Source organism: Oleidesulfovibrio sp. (assembly GCF_047973035.1).
Taxonomy (GTDB): domain Bacteria; phylum Desulfobacterota; class Desulfovibrionia; order Desulfovibrionales; family Desulfovibrionaceae; genus Oleidesulfovibrio.
Window position 1 is genome coordinate 44988 of record NZ_JBKEBF010000046.1, and the last position, 20358, is coordinate 65345.

The 20358-nt window shown below is 52.8% G+C and carries 18 protein-coding genes; 2 read left to right on the forward strand and 16 right to left on the reverse strand.

The genetic code is table 11. The features are described from left to right. The first annotated feature begins 550 nt into the window (after positions 1 to 550). Both ACK5LI_RS16925 and ACK5LI_RS16930 read left to right on the forward strand, forming a co-directional pair. Positions 551 to 2614, forward strand: a complete 2064-nt coding sequence (locus ACK5LI_RS16925) for a ribonucleoside triphosphate reductase (protein ID WP_416951563.1) — start codon at positions 551 to 553, stop codon at positions 2612 to 2614. A 24-nt stretch (positions 2615 to 2638) separates the two neighbouring features. Then, positions 2639 to 2923 carry a hypothetical protein gene (locus ACK5LI_RS16930; protein ID WP_416951715.1) on the forward strand — a complete coding sequence of 95 codons (285 nt, stop codon included), beginning with the start codon at positions 2639 to 2641 and terminating at the stop codon, positions 2921 to 2923. Between the two features lie 412 nt (positions 2924 to 3335). Here the strand turns inward: ACK5LI_RS16930 and ACK5LI_RS16935 are convergent, their stop codons facing one another. The 16 genes from ACK5LI_RS16935 to ACK5LI_RS17010 form a co-directional block, all read right to left on the reverse strand. Next, complete coding sequence (locus ACK5LI_RS16935; RefSeq protein WP_416951565.1) at positions 3336 to 4037, reverse strand: hypothetical protein; 702 nt, start codon at positions 4035 to 4037, stop codon at positions 3336 to 3338. Next, a complete protein-coding gene (locus tag ACK5LI_RS16940) occupies positions 4038 to 5330 on the reverse strand; it encodes a L,D-transpeptidase family protein (protein WP_416951567.1) in 1293 nt (430 codons plus the stop codon). Between the two features lie 61 nt (positions 5331 to 5391). Beyond that, positions 5392 to 5952: an orotate phosphoribosyltransferase gene (gene pyrE, locus ACK5LI_RS16945; RefSeq protein WP_416951569.1), complete on the reverse strand. Its 561-nt coding sequence runs from the start codon at positions 5950 to 5952 to the stop codon at positions 5392 to 5394. 18 nt (positions 5953 to 5970) lie between these two features. Further along, the gene (gene purB / locus ACK5LI_RS16950; protein WP_416951571.1) at positions 5971 to 7266 is read right to left on the reverse strand and encodes an adenylosuccinate lyase; all 1296 of its coding nucleotides are present in this window, start codon (positions 7264 to 7266) and stop codon (positions 5971 to 5973) included. A gap of 84 nt (positions 7267 to 7350) precedes the next feature. Then, on the reverse strand, positions 7351 to 7638 hold the full coding sequence (locus tag ACK5LI_RS16955) for an FmdB family zinc ribbon protein (RefSeq protein ID WP_416951573.1): 288 nt from the start codon (positions 7636 to 7638) through the stop codon (positions 7351 to 7353). 624 nt (positions 7639 to 8262) lie between these two features. Then, the gene (locus ACK5LI_RS16960; protein ID WP_416951575.1) at positions 8263 to 9078 is read right to left on the reverse strand and encodes a hypothetical protein; all 816 of its coding nucleotides are present in this window, start codon (positions 9076 to 9078) and stop codon (positions 8263 to 8265) included. 5 nt (positions 9079 to 9083) lie between these two features. Continuing rightward, the gene (locus ACK5LI_RS16965) at positions 9084 to 10256 is read right to left on the reverse strand and encodes a homocysteine biosynthesis protein (RefSeq protein WP_416951577.1); all 1173 of its coding nucleotides are present in this window, start codon (positions 10254 to 10256) and stop codon (positions 9084 to 9086) included. A gap of 155 nt (positions 10257 to 10411) precedes the next feature. Continuing rightward, on the reverse strand, positions 10412 to 11770 hold the full coding sequence (locus tag ACK5LI_RS16970; protein WP_416951579.1) for a tetratricopeptide repeat protein: 1359 nt from the start codon (positions 11768 to 11770) through the stop codon (positions 10412 to 10414). Between the two features lie 100 nt (positions 11771 to 11870). Beyond that, on the reverse strand, positions 11871 to 12029 hold the full coding sequence (locus ACK5LI_RS16975; RefSeq protein ID WP_416951581.1) for a hypothetical protein: 159 nt from the start codon (positions 12027 to 12029) through the stop codon (positions 11871 to 11873). A gap of 36 nt (positions 12030 to 12065) precedes the next feature. Further along, positions 12066 to 12878, reverse strand: a complete 813-nt coding sequence (locus ACK5LI_RS16980) for an ion transporter (protein ID WP_416951583.1) — start codon at positions 12876 to 12878, stop codon at positions 12066 to 12068. Between the two features lie 6 nt (positions 12879 to 12884). Next, entirely contained in the window at positions 12885 to 13640 is a 756-nt protein-coding gene (gpmA, locus tag ACK5LI_RS16985) for a 2,3-diphosphoglycerate-dependent phosphoglycerate mutase (RefSeq protein WP_416951585.1), read from the reverse strand. Positions 13641 to 13677: 37 nt separating this feature from the next. Next, entirely contained in the window at positions 13678 to 15075 is a 1398-nt protein-coding gene (locus tag ACK5LI_RS16990; protein ID WP_416951587.1) for a sigma-54-dependent transcriptional regulator, read from the reverse strand. Next, positions 15072 to 16481 carry an HD domain-containing phosphohydrolase gene (locus ACK5LI_RS16995; protein ID WP_416951589.1) on the reverse strand — a complete coding sequence of 470 codons (1410 nt, stop codon included), beginning with the start codon at positions 16479 to 16481 and terminating at the stop codon, positions 15072 to 15074. Before ACK5LI_RS16995 ends, ACK5LI_RS16990 begins: the two co-directional genes overlap by 4 nt. Positions 16482 to 16493: 12 nt before the next feature. Beyond that, positions 16494 to 17447 carry a TIGR01777 family oxidoreductase gene (locus tag ACK5LI_RS17000; RefSeq protein WP_416951591.1) on the reverse strand — a complete coding sequence of 318 codons (954 nt, stop codon included), beginning with the start codon at positions 17445 to 17447 and terminating at the stop codon, positions 16494 to 16496. 45 nt (positions 17448 to 17492) lie between these two features. Further along, the gene (locus ACK5LI_RS17005; RefSeq protein ID WP_416951593.1) at positions 17493 to 19694 is read right to left on the reverse strand and encodes an ATP-binding protein; all 2202 of its coding nucleotides are present in this window, start codon (positions 19692 to 19694) and stop codon (positions 17493 to 17495) included. A 12-nt stretch (positions 19695 to 19706) separates the two neighbouring features. Beyond that, a complete protein-coding gene (locus tag ACK5LI_RS17010; protein ID WP_416951595.1) occupies positions 19707 to 20318 on the reverse strand; it encodes a DUF4390 domain-containing protein in 612 nt (203 codons plus the stop codon). Between the last annotated feature and the right edge of the window lie 40 nt (positions 20319 to 20358).

The following is a 20358-nucleotide window of genomic DNA, read 5'->3' on the forward strand; positions in this document are numbered from 1 at the left end:
TGATTTTGATTTTTGCACGATCGGCTTGCAGGGCAGTTTTGGGAATCTTGTTGAGTCGTCAGAAAAGCGGCCTGCAGGTGCGCGTTATGCGCAAAAATCATATCGGCAGTTTTACCTCTGTCTTTAGAAGGTTTGATGGAGTTTGTAGTGGTGTACCAGTGGAAAAAATGTGAAAGCCGCCTTGCCCCACCACTCTCCTTTTGCTAGGTTCCCCGAGTCAACGCGGTACTTCGGCGCGGCGCAGCAGCGTCGCATCAGGTAAATCCGGTGAAATTCCGGTATGGTTCTGCCGCTGTTATCCTGCATTTATCACGAGGAGTCTTAAATGCGGGTAGAGTCAGCAGCCTGTCCGAAGTTGCTCTGATTGTTTCTGTCCGTACTGCAGACAGTTACGCAAATTAGCCATTTTTGTGCCACGCGGCGGGCGTTACCGACACTCATAAGCCGCAGTCCGGCACTGCGAATCAAACATTATGTGACATACAATGCTCGATCAAAGCGTTCTGCGCTTTGCCCGATCCGTTGTCCATGCACCGGAGAGTCATCACTCATGCCTACTCATATTCTGAAGCGCGACGGCCGACTGGAAACCTGGTCCACCGATCGCATCGCAGAAGCTATTTTCAAGTCTCTTAAAGCCAGCGGTATCAAAGACCCTCTGCTGTCCAAGCGCCTTGCCCGTAAGGTGGAAGAAAAACTGCATCAGGAAGACACCCCTGAACAGGAACGTGTACAGGACATGGTGCAGCAGGTGCTGATGGAAGCACGCCTGTACAATGTTGCCGAGCGTTACATCATCTACCGTGAAAAGCGTCGCGAAATGCGTTCGCAGGGTCAGGCGTACCTTGATATTTCGCAGATGATTGAAAGCTACCTTGACCGCAGCGACTGGCGTGTAAACGAAAACTCCAACATGGGACATTCGTTTCAGGGACTGATTCTGCATATGGCTGGCTCGGTGCAGGCCCGCTATGTGCTTGAAAAGTATCCTGAAGAAATCCGTCAGGCTCACCAGCACGGTTACTTCCATATTCATGACCTTTCTTTCGGCCTTGCCGGTTACTGCGCCGGCTGGAGTCTGCGTGATCTGCTGCTGGAGGGCTTTAACCTGCCCGGACGCTGCTCTTCTGCTCCTGCAGAACATTTTGACGCAGCCTGCGGTCAGATGGTTAACTTCCTTGGCACGTTGCAGAACGAGTGGGCCGGTGCTCAGGCATTCAACAACGTTGATACCTATCTTGCCCCGTTTGTGCGCAAGGACGGCCTGAACTACACACAGGTAAAGCAGCGTATGCAGAACCTCGTGTACAACCTGAACACCACCTCGCGCTGGGGCGGGCAGAGCCCGTTCACCAACTTTACTTTTGACGTGGTGTCGCCTTCGCACATCGCCAAAGAGCCGGTCATCATCGGCGGAGCTTTCCAGGACAGCACCTACGGCGAGTACGCGCATGAAATGGATATGATCAACCGCGCATTCATCGAAGTCATGCTCGAAGGTGACGCAGATGGCCGTATCTTCTCGTTCCCCATTCCCACGTACAACGTGACCAAAGATTTTCCGTGGGAATCCGAAGCTGGCCAGTTGTTGTTGCAGCTTACTGCCAAATATGGTGTTCCGTACTTCCAGAACTTCATCAACTCTGACCTGAATCCTGAAGACGTGCGCTCCATGTGCTGCCGTCTGCAGATGGACCTGCGCGAAATCCGCAAGAAAACCGGCGGCCTCTTCGGCTCCGGCGACCTGACAGGCTCCATCGGCGTTGTGACGCTGAACCTGCCCAAGCTGGCTTACCTTGCGCACAACGAAGAGGATTTCCTCGATCTGATTACCGAGTACGCTGAAATGGCTCGCGATTCTCTGGAATACAAGCGCAAGATGTGCCAGCAGAATCTGGAGAACGGCATGTTCCCGTTCTCGCGCCGTTACCTGAAAAACGGTTATGCCGGGCATTTCTCAACCATCGGCCTTATCGGTGGTCACGAAGCCTGCCTGAACATGCTGGGCAAGGGCATTGAAAGCGATGGCGGCCTGCGCCTGATGACCCGTGTACTGGATCACCTGCGTGGTCTGGTTCTGCGCTTCCAGGAAGAAACCGGTCATCTGTACAACCTTGAAGCAACTCCCGGCGAAGGCACCTGCTACCGTCTGGCCAAGATCGACAAGGAACTGTACGAAGACATCAGAACTTCCGGCGAAAGCGTTCCGTACTACACCAACTCCACCCTGCTGCCTGTGGGCATTTCCACCGACGTGTTCTACGCACTGGAGCACCAGAACGAGTTGCAGACCCTGTACAACGGGGGTACGGTGTTCCACACCTTCCTGGGTGAGGCTGTGTCCGAACCTGAGTCTGTGAAAAACTTCCTTGTGAAGGCCATGAGCAACACCAAGCTGCCGTACATTTCGCTTACGCCTACGTTCTCGGTGTGCAAAGACCACGGCTACCTGCAGGGTGAGCACTTCAACTGCCCCACCTGCGGACAGGATGCAGAAGTGTACACACGTGTGGTAGGGTACTACCGTCCTGTGAACCGCTGGAACAAAGGCAAACAGGAAGAATACAAAGATCGTGCGGAATACGATATGCCCGTATGCGGCTGCGGCCGTTAACCTTGTAGTTGTTTTTTGTCGTTTATGATTCTGAACGCAAGCCAGTTGGAAGCTGTCCGTCAGCGTACGGATGAAGAGCTGCGTAGCGGCGCTACGCACGGATACCCTGCAGCAACCATTCGCGACTTGCTCCAGACCGTTGAAGCTTTGAAAAAAGAAAAGCGTAAATGGAAAAAGCTGGCGCAGGAGCGCGGACAGGTGCTTGCGGCTATTCAGGACCTGTCTGTTCGTACGTTACCTAAAAACGGTGACAGCCCGCATGGCGCAGACGACAGAAACGGCACAGTGGGTCCCCGATCGGATGATTGATTACGACTGAGGGAATCTTGCCGCGCAAGGTGCTATGAAAATAAAGCCGCCCGAAGCTGACAGCTTCGGGCGGCTTTTTCTGTAGTTTATGCAGACAGGGCGGCTTAAGCTTGCAGTAGCTCACAAGGACGCCTCATGACTTGCTATACAACATGCCTGTTGTGAAAAAGCCTGTGGGCGGAAGATATGCCAGATTTATCAGACGGTAGGTTAGCCATTTGAGGGAAGGGGTACCATGTGCAGTGAATCCGCTATCAGGCAAAAGGGGTGGAAGACGGCAACCGAACCGGTACGGGTGGCACCAGTAATGTTGTCTCTTCACGGACATAGCGGCCGTATGAGCTTGTTACCAAGCTGCACCTGCCGGGTGCGTAGATAAAAAAACGCCTGCATTTTGCAGGCGTTTTTGTGTTTATTGATCAAGTCCGACAAGGGGGACGGTATCTCTGAAGATTGTCTTATCGTTTGAATTAATGCTGACAATCAGTGCGTACACATCTTCAATAGGCATCGAGTCCGGTATCGTCAGGTTGGCTCTGACCTTTTTATACCGGTTGATGGCATAGCCAAGATCGTCAGGGTTTGTTGCTTTGGCGGGTTTTGTCAGCCCCTGTTTGCTCAGAACGCTGACTTCGACCTCGCCGGAAAGAGTTCTATCTGTTGCCAGATTGTTCAGATCAAACTGCAGGGTAAGACTGCGTTTGTTAACGGCTCTGGCAGAAATATTATCTACCTTTACCATTTGAACATCCACCTTATGCAACAAAGCGGAAAGGTCGATGGTGGGCTTTGGCGGCGGAGCCTGCTCGATGGTCACATTGCCAAGCAGCGCCTGAAGCTCTTCAGGATCATTTGAATTAAGAATTTTGTCCACGTTTTGCAGGCGTTCAAGCTTCATGTTCAGCTCGCGGACATCGCGTTGCAGGGTGTTCTGTTCGGCCTTTAATACTTCGTTCTGTTGCCAGAATGTGTACCCCGCATATCCCCCCCCTGCTGCCATTGTGGCAAGCAGAATGAGAGAATAGATTCCCAGGCGCAACCAGACAGGGCTCAGCCTGAACCGGCGCACTTTAGAGTCATCTCTCATCAGGAGTACACTGTATTTTTCGCTCATCTAGTACTGTCTCCAGTCTTCTCGTACAATCCGCCATGAATCCCCCTCAGGGCGGAGGACGAGCGTTTTTACTCCCTTGTCGCTATAGCCCGAAGAGTCGGAATAGCGTTGAGTCATCGTCAGTTTCAAACCATCATGGTGCATACTTACACGAACATCGTCAAGTGCTAGCTTGCTCGGCTTCTTATTGCTCCATAATACTTTCTTATGATCACGGATAGCAGAAATACCTCTGTTTGAGCCTTGTATAGCATCGCTTGCATACATTTGTGCATAAGCGGCAACATCTGCGTTAAACCATGCTTTACGCCATGCGGCAATGAATGCATCAGCTTGCTGTTGCATGCTTTCAAGGTAGGTCGCTTTCATATCTACATTGCCCGGTCGCCACTCCATGCCTGCAACATGCCATTCGCCGGCAGCGTTTTGCAACCAGTAAAGACGGCGGATACCTTCGGTAGTCAAATTCGGGGCGCGATAAAATTGTCTGAACCATGTCACCCAGTATCCCGGGCCTTTTAATACCTGCACATCCGCAACGATGGTATGAATCCACGGCAGTGTACGGAACAGGCGCTGCTTTTGCGACTTGAATGCTGTAAAGTTGCCGGATCCTGACTTGGTGTACGATTCAGAATCGTAGAAAGCAAAAAAGGAGTCAGTCCGGCTTTGCCATGCGTCAGCCCATGCTGCTGATTTTTCGGAAAGCAGAGTGGCTGTAGCCACGTCCTTGCCTGCTGCAGGAGGGACAGTGGCGTTAGTAGAAAGATTTTTTGCCAGAATGACTGGTAGACCGCGCTGAAGCTGCGGGCCGAGCACTTCGATATCCGGCATGTTCAAAGCCACGCAGCCTTGCGTTTCACGCGAGGTTATTTCGTGTCCGCGTCCGTGAATCCAGATGCCGAACCCCGTTTTGCGCCGCAGCTTATCCATGGGGTTGGGATAGTTCAGGGTGTAGGCTATGCCGCCGTACAGGTCCCAGTCCAGCCCTTTGTCTATGCGATGCTCGACAAAGTAAACTCCTTCCGGAGTTCGCAGGTCGCCTTCGACCAGCTTATCGCCCTTCATCTGGCCTGTTGTGCACGTATATGTCGCAGAAACAGTAAGAGGGCTTCTATGTTCATATACATGAAGCTGCTGGTCTGACTTGTCTACGGCAACAAAAAGGGGCGGGATATTGGGCAGAGCGTTAACATCTGCGTTCCAGCCTTGAGCATGCAAGGGAACTGCAGAATACATGCAGAGCAAAAGTGCGAAGAACAGGCCGGCAACAAAACTGCGTGATTCAGTCATATGTGTGGCTGGTTTAGTGTTAAGGGGGGCTGCAAGGTGCAACCCCCTCATGATGTGTAAGCTAGGCGCGGGAAGCTTCGACAAGTTCTTTACGGGTAAAGATGGAGTGCAGAGCATAGCCTGCGCTTTCCAGCTTTTCGCGGCCGCCTTCTTCCCTGTCCAGCACGCAGCATACCGCAGCTACTTTAAGGCCGGCTGCTTCGATACGCTCGATGGCGGTCAGTACAGAGCCGCCCGTGGTGACAACGTCTTCAAGCATGATGACGGTAGCGCCTTCTTTAAAGTTGGCGAGGCCTTCCACATACTGGCCGGTGCCGTGCCCTTTTGCTTGCTTGCGGACAAGAAGTCCGGGCAGGGGGCGTCCTTTTTCATGTGAAATGACGGTAACGGAGGATACCAGTGGGTCAGCGCCCAGAGTCATTCCGCCGACACCGGCAGCTTCCATGTCTTTGATCATGTCAAAGAACAGGTTGCCGATAAGCCAGGAACCTTCTGCGTGCAGTGCAGTCTGGCGGCAGTCGAAGTAATATTCGCTTTTTTTACCGGAAGCGAGAGTAAACTCACCCTCTTTATACGATTTTTCTGCAAGAATTTTTGCAAGGCGAATCTTGAGATCGGTCATGCAGTGTGTTCTCCTGTATTATTCCGCAAAAACGCGGGAGAAGATCATGTCTTCGTGACGCAGGTAATAGCTTGCGTCAAAGAGTTCATCAAGCGCTTCTGGCTTGAGGTGACTTGTGATGTCGGCATCGGCTCGGACATTGTCAGGGAAGCTGCTTCTGGTGTCCCAGCTTTTCATGGCGACTTTCTGCACCATGACATAGGCTTCCTGCCGTGCAACGCCGGAACCGATCAGGGCGGTAAGTACGCGTTGCGAGAAGAACAGCCCGTAGGAGCCCATAAGGTTGCGCTGCATATTTTCAGGAATGACACGCAGATTGTCCAGCAGGTTGCACAGGCGGTGCAGCACATAATCCATAAGGATGGTGGAGTCGGGCATGATAACGCGCTCTACGGAAGAATGCGAAATATCACGCTCGTGCCAGAGTGCCTGATTTTCCATGGCGGCTACCGAGTTGGTGCGGATAAGGCGCGCAAGGCCGGTCATGTTTTCTGCAGAGATGGGGTTCTTTTTATGCGGCATGGCAGAAGAACCTTTTTGTCCCTTACGGAATCCTTCTTCGGCTTCCAGCACCTCTGTACGCTGCAAGTGGCGCAGCTCTACGCACAGGCGTTCAATACCGCCAGCACAGACAGCCAGAGAAGTAAAGAAATGGGCATGTCTGTCGCGCTGGAGGATCTGAGTGGAAATGGGGTCTGCATGCAGTCCCAGAATGTCGCATGTAATGCGTTCCACCTCAGGATTGAGGACTGCGTAAGTGCCGACAGCGCCGGAGATTTTACCCACACGCACGCTTTCAACACCGGCTTTCACACGCTCGTAATGGCGTTTGAATTCGGCGTAGTAGCCGGCCATTTTCAGGCCGAAGCTGGTAGGTTCTGCGTGGATGCCGTGGGTCCTGCCCATGCACAGCTGCCCTTTGTTGGCTTCAGCCAGCTTTTTAATGGTGGCAAGCAGGCGCTCGATGCCTTTTACCACCATATCGCCGGAGCGGGCCAGCAGCACGCCGTTGGCGGTGTCCACAATGTCGGAAGAGGTGCAGCCTAGATGGATGAAGCGAGCGGCGGGTCCAACCTTTTCTTCCACAGCGGTCAGAAAGGCTATTACATCGTGGCGGGTCTGCTCTTCGATTTCGAGGATGCGGTCCACGTCAAAGTCTGCTTTTTCGCGAATGGTACGCATGGTGTCTTCGTCGATAACACCGAGTTTGTTCCAAGCTTCGCAGACGGCGATTTCCACTTCAAGCCAGACGCGGAATCTGTTTTCCAGCGTCCAGAGCTGCCCCATTTCGGGACGGGTATACCGTTCGATCATCGGTCTGGTCTCTATATCGCTACGCGGTTGTGGGCACTGGGCCCTGTGGATATGAAAAAGGCAGCCGGAGGCTGCCATGAAAAACTAGGATGCCTGCTCAGCGGTGGTACCGGAGGCAGATGCATCTGAAGGCGAAGAGGACGATGCGGAACTATCCGATGCGCTGGCACCTGAATCGCCGCCGTCTGCGGTGCGGTTGCCATATTCTGTGGCATACCAGCCGCCGCCTTTAAGCATGAATGAGGTGTTGGACATGATGCGCTCGGCGTTGCCGCCGCATACGGGGCAGGTTTTTGCCTGTGCCTCGAAGTTGCGCTGCCACTCCTCGAAGATTTGCTGACAGTCGTCGCATTTGTACTCGTAGATGGGCATGGCACGCTCCTGATAGAAAATACAGACTATAGACAAAAGTAAACAGCGGCTTGCGCGTTGTCAAACACCAAACCGCTGCTGAAATATGCGGGTTACACAGCGAACACCGCACTCCGGCGATGCTTCTACGTTGGCAGAGCCTCCCGGTTCTTTCTAAGAACTAGGCCTTGGCTGCAGCCTTAGCTTCTTTGATACGCTGCTTCATACGCTTTTCACGACGCTGGCGCTTACGATCCAGTTCTTTCTTTCTTTCAATTTTCTTATGAGCCATGGTTACTCTCCTTCGAAATGAATGGGCAGACAGAGTGCATACCTTATGTGCGGGTGGCTTGTCCAGCCCCGTGCACTAAAGGAAGCATCTCTATGATACAGTAAAAATGCACTAAGTAAAAATATAAGAAAGCGTGGATGGTTAGGGCATGAAGATGAGTGCTTTGCAGTGCTCAGCTCCGTAAGGCTTCGGCATCTTGCTATGCTAAGACCATGCTGAGTATGCAAGCCGGCAAGGTCCGTTACGGCCCCATCCGTTTTACCGGCAGCCGGGAAGAGTTAACAACGTTATATTTGCTCGTGCGGAACTCCGGATACAACGTATGCGCAAGCTTATGCCGGACAATTTGAAAATTACGATACGGGGCCAAGCCCTCGCTGTTTGTCGTGCATACCGGAAACCGTATCTGTCAGTATGACAGGACTGTCTCTGAATCCGTATCGATGTAATGTCGCGTGAATCAGGGGCTGTTTTGCTGTGTATGCCACTTCTTCCGCTTTATCGATATACAGCTGCGGCGGGCGGGCGTTGTCCGTTACCCGCAATCTGAAGCTATACAGGTTCAGACTACGCAAGGCATCCTCGGCTGCACCGATGCGTTCCATCATCTCTTTGTCCGGCATGATGTCATATGCAAAGCGGGTCAGCAGGCATGGACTGGCCGGCTGGTCCGGTTCGGGCAGGCCCGTAAGCCGGGCAAGGGTGCGGATTTCTTTTTTTGTGATGCCTAGCTGCATGAAGGGGCTTGTGATTGCCATTTCCTTTAACGCCCGATGTCCCGGTCGATATTCCTTAGCATCGGATGCATTTGAACCGTCACACAATATCCGCTGGCTGCTTGCTTCGTGTAGTCGCGCAAATATGAATTTTTTACAGTGGTAGCATCTGTCCTGGCCGTTACGGGCGACTTCATCCATTGTTAACGGGTCGGCCGGAACAATAATACTCCGGCAAGGATGGACGGCAAGTCCGTCTGCAACGGCGCGCCGCTCCTTGCGGGTCAGGTGCGGGCCGGAGGCATGTACCAGCAGCGTGTCCACACCGGACTTCAGGGCAATGTGTGAAAGCAGCCTGCTGTCCAGGCCTCCGGAGTATGCAATGGCAATAGCAGAAAAGCCCCGGAGCAGATGTTCCAGGGCTTTAAGTTTTTCAGTGTTGGTGCGTGGCATATCCATTAGCGGGATTCAATAGCTTCGACAGGCTCGGAAAGTTCAAATGTACCTTTCTGGATTCTGTCTTTCAGATCGTTGGCGATTTCCAGCGAGATGGGGTAGCTGGTCAACGGAACCGTATCGACCTTTTTGCCCTGAATGTCCACAGAGCCGGATTTCAGCTCTTCGTATGTCACGTGCTGCAGAACGCGGGGCAGACAATTGGGATAGTCGTGCCCGTAGTCCTTTACCGGCATATCGATGTCGCAATCGTCCACGCCCGTGTACCATGCGATTTCTTCGTTCAGAACGGGAATGGGAATAGCCACACCCACGTTGAGAGAACAACCGTAACCGATGATACTTACGCCGCGCATCCAGCGGGGATTCATGCCCTGCATTTTCGCTTTGATCTGGATGGTGCCGGAGGGCGAAAGCGGAATGCCCCTGTCATTACGTTTAGGGTTGGGGTTGTGCTGTGTACCTGCCCCCAGAACATAGCCCGTCTGTCCGGCTACCAGAATACGTGTGCCAAGGCCGATGGTCTTGAAGTAGGGGTCGTTGAACAGCGGCGAAAGTTTGCCTGCAGTGGCAAAGTTTAGGTTGCGCATGTTCGGCTTGAGCGGCCCCATGTACGTATAGATGATGCGGCTGGTCAGGTTCACTGCCGCATTATAGTTCTGGTAGCAGTTACGCGGGTTGTACAGTTCGGCGTGCGGCAGGTCTGCCAGCGACACCATTCTGTCCATTTCGCGGCGGGGGTAGCAGTCTGTGCCATAGGCAGCTGCTTTGAAGCGAACGGATTTTCCGCGGATAAGGTCTTCAATGACGTGACCACCGCCATAGCTGAACTGACCCGGATAGACTTTGTTCAACGGGTCGTCTTCGCGGGGTTCGGTAACACCAAGATACCCGTCTACGGCTGCAAGGCCTGCATAGCAGGGTACGCCGTTCAAGGTGATGGCGGAAGTCTTGATGGTCGGAGCCTCGGGCTGGCCGGTATTGAAAAGCATGCCGGAGGAACACATGGGCGAAAAAGTACCTGTGGTGACTACGTCAACTTCTTTGGCGGCTTTCTCTTTGCCCATGGTACGCACTGCCTCGGTCATTTCTTCGGCATTGAGTACCACGGCTTTGCCCTTGCGGATTCGCTCATTGATCTGGGCAATGGTCTTGTTCACTTTGTATTGGGACATGAGTCCTCCCTGAGTGTTCTTCGGCATAGAATCGTCTTAGCAACAGGTTGCAGGAATCGGCATTGAAGGTGAAAGCCGATAGTCTGCCAGCGTATCGCATGAAATGAACCGGCACTATACGGAAAAGTGTGACGGTAGACAATCGTTGCAAAACATCAGCCCTGAAGTACGTCCAGTGCTTTGCGGGCTTTTTCAAAATCAGGGTCAATGTTCAGCGCATTTTCAAAAAATCTGCGTGCTTCGGCATTGTCACGACAGCGGGAAAAAATGATGCCTATGTTGTACGACAATGTTTTATCCTTACTGCCGAAGGCCGGAGTGCGCTTGAGAATGCGGTTTACGGTCTGACACGCCTGCGGGAACTGGCGTCCTTCTGCAAATGCCATGGACATGTTGTACATCAGGTTGTCGTCATCAGGAGTGATGTGCAGAGCCTTTTCGTATTCAAGAATGGCATCTTGCCATTTGCCCTGACGACGAAGTGCAATACCCAGCCTGTTAAATGTGGCAATGTCGGTATGGTCAAGGTGGCTGCCTTTTGCATCCAACGCCTGCCGGTAATATTTCTCGGCCTTTTCGGGGTCACGGCTGCTGTATACGGTGGCTATTTTTTGTGAAATTTCACCAATATACGTGAGCGCGTCTTTGGTTGCCTGCTGTACGGCGGTGGCAAAAAGTTCTTCCGCGCGCTCCTCATTACCCAGTTCAACGTGAATTTCGCCCATGTCTACCTTGCGTTCGACGTTAAGCGGAGAAAGTTCATCAAGTTTTTCAAGGTAACGCAGGCGTTCGGACATATTGCCTGTCAGGCGGTGCAGGTCTGCCAGTTTTTTCAGCGGCTCCATGTACAGGTTGGCGTTATCGCTGGCCTGTTCGTAGCTTTCGCGCGCTTTGTCCAGTTTGCCCAGACCCTGCCACGCATCACCCATTACCAGAAACCCGGCGGCACTGTTGGGTTTTAGTTCCAGAATCTTTCGTGATGCTTTCAGGGCTGTTTCAAAATTGCCTTGCGCCACAAGAGCCTTGGCTGCGTCGATAAGCTGGCCCAACTTGCCTTGTGGTTTGATGGTAAAAGCAATTTTCTCGATGAGGGTATTCATCGAAATGGGTTTGCTGATAAAATTGTCCGCACCTATTTCATGCAGCAGAACAAGCCGTTGGCGCTCTGTCTCACCTGTAAGTACGATGATTTTAACGTTGGCAAAGGTGTTTTTTACCTGCCGTACAAGCAGGCTGGTATCTTTGCCGTGCATCATGCGTTCTATGAAAACAACAAGATTCTTGCGTCGTACAGAAGTGTCACGGATTACTTTAAGTATATAATCAGGATCGCTGATGGCCGTCAGCGCATCGCTGTTGACAGCAAGCTGTTTCAGAATTGTGGCACGCAGTATTCCCACAAAACTCTGGTCGTCGCTGGCGATGATAAAGTGGCCGCCCTGTTGCCCGAGATAGTCGATGACAGTCTGCTCATATTGTTTGAGCTTCATTTTCATGTCGAGTTGGGTAGACAAAAGACTGTCCTCCAGAGGTCTGAAATTAGGTAGGGCTAGCCCTTATAGGATTCGGCCCAACCCCTACATTATGGGTCTGAAATTTGCTCTGTCAACATTTTCAGTCGAGGATCGCGTTTAAAATGAACCAAGTAACGATCCCGATACCCACGGCACCATATAGTACAGCGCAGGGGATGCAGGACTGACCGCCTTTCTTGCGGATTATGAAAGCGGCTACAGCAGCAGCGCAAATGGAGATGGCCATTTTAATTTCCATGCATACTCTCCCGCCAAAGCTGTGAATTATGGCAAACTACAGGTGCCCTCCGCAGTATTTGCAGTGTACGGCATCCACATCGTGCCCGTCGCGCCCGCATACAGGGCAGGCCTGTGTACTTACCGGCCTTGGTCTGACCAGTGCAGAAGTTACAATGCCTGTGGGAACAGCAATGATACCATAGCCCATCAACATAATGAACGAAGCTATTCCCTGCCCCAGCGGAGTACGGGGCGAGATGTCGCCATAGCCGACAGTCGTCAGAGTCACAACCGCCCAGTACATACTGCGCGGGATGGAGGTGAAACCATGCTCTTCACCTTCCACAACGTACATTAGCGCTCCGAAAACAGTTACCAGCGAAAGCACGCACATCAGAAACACAAGTATCTTGCGTTTGCTTTCATGCAGCGCGCGCATAATGTGTTGCGCTTCGGATACATACTGTGCCAGCTTCAGCACTCTGAAAATGCGCAGCACCCGAAGCAGCCTGACGACCGTCAGGTAATGAGCTCCCGGTACGAACAGCGTTGCCCATGTAGGTAGTATGGCCAGCAGGTCAACCACACCGAAAAAACTTCGGGCGTACACCAGCGGTCGTCGCACACTGTACAGGCGCAGCACATACTCGACCGTGAAAAGCAGCGTGAAACCCCATTCCAGTATCAGCAGCAGCGTACTGTATTCTCTGCGTATTTCCGCCATGCTGTCGAGCAATATAACTAGAACGCTCATCAGAATGGCAAGAATCAGCATTAAATCGAAAAAGCGCCCTGCACGGGTGTCTGCCTCAAAGATTATTTCGTGCAGTGTACGACGTAATCCCTGATCCGGTTTATCAGTCAGCAATGGAACCTACTTTGCCACTCCGGCCTTGGCTTGCTCCGCAACGGCTTTCGCCTTTGCCTCGGCTGCGTCCGGATCGCCCAGATAGTAGCTTTTGAGCGGTTTCAGGTTGTTATCAAGCTCGTATACGAGCGGCAGGCCGGTAGGAATGTTCAGCCCTGTAATTTCTTCTTCAGACATACCGTCCAGATGCATCACCATGGCCCGCAGGCTGTTGCCGTGCGCAGCAACCAGCAGCCGCTGGCCCGAGCGGATGGCCGGCTCCAGTGTTGCATGCCAGTAGGGAAGTACCCGTGCCACGGTATCTTTCAGGCTTTCCGAAAGTGGAAGCTCCTGCGGTTTCAGTGATGCATAACGACGATCGCGTGAAGGGTGCCTTTCATCGTCGGGCGTAAGCTGCGGAGGCGGTGTATCGTAGCTGCGTCGCCAGATAAACACCTGCTCCTCGCCGTATTGCTGTGACATTTCTGCCTTGTTGAGCCCCTGCAATGCTCCGTAGTGGCGTTCGTTCAGGCGCCAGTGGCGATGCACGGGAAGCCATAAAAGATCAAGCTCTTCCTGAACAATGTTAAGCGTCCGGATGGCGCGTTTGAGCACAGACGTATGGCACTGATCGAATGTCAGCCCCGCATCGCGGATGAGCTGCGCCCCTTCGCGTGCTTCTGCTTCTCCCAGCGGGGTAAGGTCTACGTCCGTCCACCCAGTGAACCTGTTTTCCAGATTCCATGTGCTTTGCCCGTGGCGTACAAGTACCAGCGTGTACATGTGGCCTCCCTGCCGGAGCTTCAGTTCTGGTGACAGGCTAGTCCGGCGTCTGAATATTATATGATTTCAGTTTGCGGTGCAGGTAGCTGCGCTCAAGTCCGATGGCTTCCGCCAGACGGGTGATATTGCCGCCGTACTCCTGAAGTTTTGCTTCCAGAAATTGTGCTTCAAATGCGGTGCGAGCCGCTTTGAAGTCAATAATTCCTTCCGGAATGCCGGCGCTCCCTGTTTGTTCTGCGCACCGTTGCTGCATGTCCGGAATGTTTGCATCGCGCTGTTCCGGAGGCAGCATGGCGGCCTTTACCGTCTGGCCGGAGTGCATAATCAGCATGCGCTCCACAAAGTTTTTTAACTCTCGTACGTTGCCGGGCCAATGATAGTTCTTTAATGCTGTTACGGCGTCGGCAGCAAAGGTAACGGTTTTAAAGCCATGTTCCGCAATCATCTTGCGCATGAATTCGTCGATCAGCAGGAGAACGTCATCGCCGCGTTCCCGCAGGGGGGGGAGCACAAGAGGAATGACACGCAGGCGGTAATACAGGTCCTGCCGGAAGTGACCTGCCGCAATCTCGTCTTCCAGACTTTTGTTGGTGGCGGCAATAACCCGCACATCCACGCGCACGGTTTTGTGCCCGCCAACGCGCTCAAAGCTTTGTTCCTGAAGAATTCTCAGTATCTTAGCCTGTGTTTTCAGGCTCATATCCGCAATTTCATCCAGAAAAAGCGTCCCCTGATGAGCCATTTCAAATTTACCCGTTTTGGAGGACTCTGCTCCGGTGAACGCCCCTTTCTCGTGGCCGAAGAGTTCGCTTTCGATAAGCTCTTCGGGGATTGCCGCGCAGTTGACGGCTACCAGCGGCTTGTCTTTGCGGCGTGATTGGGCATGAATGGAACGGGCGGCAATCTCTTTGCCGGTGCCGTTTTCACCGGTAATCAATACCCATGCATCCGTAGGAGCAACGCGGGTTATCTGCTCGCGCAGTTCTGTTATAACGGGCGAACGGCCAGTCATTTCTATGGTCGAGTCCTGCTTCAGGCGCGAGCGCAGAACCTGATTTTCGCGTCGTAACTGATAATATTCCAACGCCTTGTTGGCGGTGATGACCACTTTTTCCAGCGAGAGAGGCTTTTCAATAAAATCGTAAGCCCCTTTTTTGATGGCCGATACTGCGGTTTCAATGTTGCCGTGGCCTGAAATCATGATAACCGGCGGCGCGGCTTCCACTTCCCTCAGGTTATCAAGCACTTCTAGGCCGTCCATGCCCGGCAGCCAGATATCCAGAAACATAAGATCCGGCTGGGCTTCTATAGCCAGTTTCAGCCCTTCCTCTCCTGTCTCGCCTTCGATGATTTCATAACCTTCATCTTCGAGAATACCTCGTAAGGAAAAGCGAATGCCATCTTCGTCATCTACAATAAGAACGCGTGCGCTCATGAGGTGTGTTCTCCATCGGAACCGGCAGGTGCTTTGGACGCTGCCTCAAATTCAAAACCCTGGGCGAAAAGCTCCAGACAGGCATTCACAGCCGGAGGCCAGTAATGCGTTTCAGAGCCTTTTTCAATTTCCTGCAGTGCGGCATCAAGGCCCACAGCAGGGCGGTACGGGCGGTGGGAATACATGGCTTCCACCACATCCGCCACAGCCAGAATGCGGGCGCCGAGGATTATCTGATCGCCGTGCAAACCCTGCGGATAGCCGCTGCCGTCCATCCGCTCATGATGTTGCAGAACCATTTGCGCCACAGGCCACGGAAAGTCTACCCCTTTGAGAATATCGTACCCCACCTGAGAATGGGTCTTCATGATGGTCTTTTCAATTTCTGAAAGGGTTGAGGGCTTAGTGAGCATCTCGGAAGGAATATAAATTTTGCCTATGTCGTGCAGCAGCCCTGCCATGCGCAGCCCGTGGCAATCGTCACTGTCTACGCCGATTCTTTCAGCTATGGCGCAAGCCAGTGAGGCCACACGTTGCTGGTGACCGGCAGTGTAGGGATCTCTTTTTTCAGAAGTTGCTGCAAGAGCCGTAACCGTCTGTTCAAATAATTGTTGCATCTCCCCGAGAGCCTTGGCCAGACTTGCTTCGTCGGCCCGTCGTCTTGTCAGGTCGCGCAGTACCAGCACAGTACCGATGTTTCGTGTTTTGTTGTGCAGGGCCGAGGCAGAAACTTCGACAGGACACCTGCCTTCGCCACACTGTATTGAACCTGCCAGCAAGCTTTGCGAGGTGGCGGCGTGTCGTTTGAGCAGTTCTTTCGGGATGATGGCCTGCGATTCATCATCAAGCGTCAGGCTTGCTACTGTTTCAATCTGCGCATTTTCCAGATCTGAAGCCGGATGTCGTAACAGCCTTTGTGCCGCAGGGTTGCAGAATGTGATTCTGCCCTCGGTGTCTGTAATAATGACAGCTTCACGGATGGAGTGGAGTGTGGTGGAAAAAAGGAGCTCCCGTTCGGCTTGCTCCCTTTCTGCCGCATGTTTGTACAGTGCCATCTCTATGCAGATATGTAGTTCTCTGTCATCGAACGGTTTTACCACATAACCGAAGGGCCCCGTTATTTTGGCACGCTGCAGTAAGGCAGGGTCGACTAACGCTGTCAGGTAGATAATCGGTGCATCGTACTGTTCGCGCAGCTTGATGGCGGTGTCTATGCCGTCCATTTCGCCCTCAAGCATGATGTCCATAAGAATCAGATCAGGCTTGATGTCCCGCGCTATTTTCAATGCTTCTTCACCGGAAGGCACAACCACAGGCGAAGGATAGCCCAGAAGTTGCAGCCTGTGGGTGACATCAAAGGCGACGACGCGTTCGTCTTCTACAAGCAGAATGGAAAGCTGTTTCATTGGCATTCCTGCTTATTCGTGCGGTAAAAAGAGATCAGCAAATGCTTGTCCGAGTGTCGGGAAAAGAAAATCGAAGCCGGAATCAAGCAGCCGGTCGGGGTGTACCCGTCTGCCGCCTGTAATAAGCTCTGATGCCATTTCTCCCAGCAGCAATTCCAGCAGCCATGCAGGAGCTGGTAGCCAGGAAGGACGATTGAGCGCTGTTCCCAGACGGTTGCAGAACTCATTCATGGTAACAGGTTCCGGTGCTGTCAGGTTAAAGGCGCCGTGCAAGGCGGAATTGTCGATGAGGTGCAGTATTGCCCGTACTTCATCATCAATATGTATCCATGAAATTTCCTGCTTGCCGCTGCCCAGCGGGCCGCCTGCAAATAAGCGGAACGGCGTTACAAACTTGGACAGGGCACCGCCTTTTTGCCCCATCACCATGCCGGTGCGGATGACGACGCGGCGGATACCCATTTCTTCGGCATCCACAGTTGAAGCTTCCCAGCGTACAGAGGTATCTGCCAGAAAACCTTTGCCTGGCGGGGCCTGCTCAGTTGCCAGCAGCGGATCAGTAGGGGGATTTTCAGTGCCATAGTAACCGATGGCTGAAGCCTGCACCAGAACCTGCGGAAGATGCTGCATTCTTCTGAAAGCATCCATAACGGCCTGACCGGCTTTTACTCTGCTTTCTACGATTAGCTTTTTCTGCTTTTGCGTCCATCTGCCAGCAGCGATGTTGTGCCCCAGCAGGTTAATCAGCACGTTGCAATGTGTGCCTTCCAGTATCGAGGCAAGAACGGCACCGTCTTTACCGTCCCATTGTATCAGCGAAACGGAACCGCTGATTTCTTCAGGGAGACGAAATTTCGTTTTTTCGGGATTGCGTGACGGGATGACCACAGAGTGGCCTCTGGAAATCAGAGCACGACCGAGGGCAATGCCGATAAACCCCGTGCCGCCTAATAGAACCGTATTCATAAGCGTTCCCCTGCGTTACATGGCGTGAAGGACATAATGTTAACATTATGTCACAGGTAGCTCCATTGTGACAATGGTGCCGCCGTCAGGAGCCGCATTCGCACGAATATAGCCGCGATGGTCCTGTACTATGGATTTTACAATGGTCAGGCCAAGCCCTGTTCCGCCCCGTTTGCGGGAGAAGTATGGTTCAAACAGGCGGGAACGCTCTTCAGATGTAAGCCCCGGGCCGTTGTCGGTTACATCAATCCGTATAAGGCCGAGAGCTTTGTCATGCCGTAACGTGATGTGAACCGCAGGGGCAGCACGACCCTCCAGAACCTCTGTAGCGTTGGTTAAAATATTCAAAAAGGCGCGATGCATGGCTTCTTTGTCCAGATTCAGCCGGGGCAGATTCTGAGGGAACGTGAGCTCCCACTTGATGCCGCTGTGACTGGTACGGAACATTGTTACCAGTTCGTTAACCAAAGGCAGGATGTCGCCGGGCATCGGCTTTACTTCCGGCAGCTTTGCGAATGCGGAGAACTCCTGCACCATCTGCTGCAGTTGTTCAACCTGACGAACTATCAGGTCTGTGCATTGAGGAAAAATGGGGTCTTCTATCTCGCCGCCGAACTTACGTTGCAGCCGCTGGGCGGAAAGCTTGATAGGAGTGAGCGGGTTTTTTATTTCGTGTGCGATACGCTTGGCGACTTCCCGCCATGCCGCAACACGCTGCATTTTTTCCAGCTCGGTAATGTCTTCAAAAACAGCCACAAGACCGTTGAACTCTCCCTGCGGGGTCGGCAGACAAACGGCATTGACCAGCAGCTTCCACTCATAGTCACCGGCTTTCAGCGACATCTGGCGCTGCCACTGTGATTCAGGCGACGCTTTGAATTGTTTTACCATTTCGCGGAACATGCGCGAATGTTCGCCGGAAAGCAGATCGCCGGGGCGGGTGCCGATAAGTGAGCGCGGCTCGATTGAAAACATGGTTCCCGCGGCTTTGTTCAGCGTACTGATGCGCCCCTCTGCATCCAGCGACACCACGCCTGCCGTGATGTTGTCCAGTACGGCCTCAATGTAGCGTGTACGCTGTTCTTTTTCTTCGTTCTGGGCTGCCAGCATTAGGTTGGCGTCCGTCAGGCGGCTTCGGCTCATTTCAAGGTCTTCAGTCATTCGGTTGAACGACTGCACCAGAACACCCAGCTCATCCGTGGAACTGTCTTCCAGACGTACCGTCAGGTCGCCTCTGGCAATGCGTTCCGTGCCTTCCGCAAGAGCCATTATAGGGGCTGTAAGTTCTTTGGAAAGCCGGAAGCCGAACCACATGGCTCCAAGTATGATAAGCAGGGTAAGAACACCCAGAATGAAGTAGAGCGTGACTTTGAGCGGGTGCTTGAGGGTTTTCAGCTTCTTGTATTCGTCTACGCCGCGCACAATGCGGTCGAGTTTATACATCAGCCCCTGACCGATGCTTTCCACCAGAACCAGATACCCCGTTCTGCCCTGATCTACAGGCAGTACGGCGACAGCGTAGTCAGCTTCCTGTCCGGGCCATAACAAAGACCAGAATCTGGGTTGGGTTTCGATATTCTTCCAGTCGATGCGGGCCTTGGTTTCTGCCCACAACGCAGCGGCACTGGCATCGCCGTGCCAGTTCTGTTCACTTCTGTCCGTACGCAGCACACCGACAAGCAGCAGATTGTATTCTTTCTGTTTGGCCTGAAGGTAAGTGTCCATGCTTTTGCCGCCCCATGCATAACGGCGCTCGATGATTTCTTTGACAATATACTCGCCGCGTTGATTCAGTCTGTTCTGGGTGGAGCTATAGAGGGTCTGGCCGACATCCAGAGACATCTCCATGGATGTTTCCACCTGACTTTTGAACCAGTAGTCAACGGAAGTCTGAACAAATCGGGCGCTGACCACAAACATGAGCACTGTAGGAAACAGCGACAATGACATGAACGCCAGTACGAGCCGCGTTCGGAGGCGTGACCCCAGAACGCGCCTTCTGCGTTCAAGGATTAACTTTACCCCGTTGCGGACAACAATGAAGAGGACAAGCAGCAGCAGAATGAAGTTGAGGTTGAAGAGCGCAAGAAAAAAATATGAGTCAACGCCGAGATAAGTGAGCTCCACCCATGTAAGGATGATAACGGCAACAAAGGCTACAGCTGCCAGCAGCAGTTCCCTTTGTCTGCGTTTGCGTTCTCGTGTGTCGGATACGCTGACCCGGATGGTGTTCTGTTCGTCGCTCATTGCTGCGCTGGATTAAAAAGTGAAAGTCATTGAATAGTTGATGGGCGGCGTTACATCCCAGGACCAGAAAAACAAGGTTTTAGTAAGCCACGGAGGAACGTCGGCATGTTCGAGTTTAATTGCAAGATCTACAACATATTCACTGTCATGAGATAATTTGGAAAGGTTGCACAAAGGCAAAGACATGTTCAGCCACGTGGAATCCAGCAGCTGTTTAAGAGATTTATTTCGGTTGGGAATGTCTCTGTCCGGTTCGCTCAGAATAAATTCACGGGTCAGGGGGTCCATCTGAAGCGAGGAAAGCCCCTCGATTTCAACCAGCGCACCACGCGGGATGATGGTTGATTTAGGGCTTAGGCTGGCACTGCTGGTAAGATTGACAACAGCCCCGTCCCGTAAAATTTGTTTCAGCGCCTCAAGGTCGCTTATGCTGACTCCGAAACGCAGCTCCAGCTTGTCATCCAGCGTGTCAAGAAGGAAGTTGTCCAGCCGGAGTTGTAGTTGTTGTTCTGCGCTAGCTGCAGTTTGCGCAACACTGGTGGCGGGAAAAATGGCGCAGAGCCATACCACCATCAAAAGAGTGCAGGTGGATACACGTGAAAAAAAGGAGTGTTGGCGTTGCATGAGTATTCGCATGTTGTTGTAAGTAAAAAGGGGCCTGTAA

What these genes read in the sequence shown, in the direction of transcription:
- ACK5LI_RS16925 (WP_416951563.1), top strand. Translation starts at nt 551, where the DNA reads ATGCCTACTCATATTCTGAAGCGCGACGGCCGACTGGAAACCTGGTCC.
- ACK5LI_RS16930 (WP_416951715.1), top strand. Translation starts at nt 2,639, where the DNA reads ATGATTCTGAACGCAAGCCAGTTGGAAGCTGTCCGTCAGCGTACGGAT.
- ACK5LI_RS16935 (WP_416951565.1), bottom strand. Translation starts at nt 4,037, where the DNA reads ATGAGCGAAAAATACAGTGTACTCCTGATGAGAGATGACTCTAAAGTG.
- ACK5LI_RS16940 (WP_416951567.1), bottom strand. Translation starts at nt 5,330, where the DNA reads ATGACTGAATCACGCAGTTTTGTTGCCGGCCTGTTCTTCGCACTTTTG.
- pyrE (WP_416951569.1), bottom strand. Translation starts at nt 5,952, where the DNA reads ATGACCGATCTCAAGATTCGCCTTGCAAAAATTCTTGCAGAAAAATCG.
- purB (WP_416951571.1), bottom strand. Translation starts at nt 7,266, where the DNA reads ATGATCGAACGGTATACCCGTCCCGAAATGGGGCAGCTCTGGACGCTG.
- ACK5LI_RS16955 (WP_416951573.1), bottom strand. Translation starts at nt 7,638, where the DNA reads ATGCCCATCTACGAGTACAAATGCGACGACTGTCAGCAAATCTTCGAG.
- ACK5LI_RS16960 (WP_416951575.1), bottom strand. Translation starts at nt 9,078, where the DNA reads ATGCCACGCACCAACACTGAAAAACTTAAAGCCCTGGAACATCTGCTC.
- ACK5LI_RS16965 (WP_416951577.1), bottom strand. Translation starts at nt 10,256, where the DNA reads ATGTCCCAATACAAAGTGAACAAGACCATTGCCCAGATCAATGAGCGA.
- ACK5LI_RS16975 (WP_416951581.1), bottom strand. Translation starts at nt 12,029, where the DNA reads ATGGAAATTAAAATGGCCATCTCCATTTGCGCTGCTGCTGTAGCCGCT.
- gpmA (WP_416951585.1), bottom strand. Translation starts at nt 13,640, where the DNA reads ATGTACACGCTGGTACTTGTACGCCACGGGCAAAGCACATGGAATCTG.
- ACK5LI_RS16990 (WP_416951587.1), bottom strand. Translation starts at nt 15,075, where the DNA reads ATGAGCGCACGCGTTCTTATTGTAGATGACGAAGATGGCATTCGCTTT.
- ACK5LI_RS16995 (WP_416951589.1), bottom strand. Translation starts at nt 16,481, where the DNA reads ATGAAACAGCTTTCCATTCTGCTTGTAGAAGACGAACGCGTCGTCGCC.
- ACK5LI_RS17000 (WP_416951591.1), bottom strand. Translation starts at nt 17,447, where the DNA reads ATGAATACGGTTCTATTAGGCGGCACGGGGTTTATCGGCATTGCCCTC.
- ACK5LI_RS17005 (WP_416951593.1), bottom strand. Translation starts at nt 19,694, where the DNA reads ATGAGCGACGAACAGAACACCATCCGGGTCAGCGTATCCGACACACGA.
- ACK5LI_RS17010 (WP_416951595.1), bottom strand. Translation starts at nt 20,318, where the DNA reads ATGCAACGCCAACACTCCTTTTTTTCACGTGTATCCACCTGCACTCTT.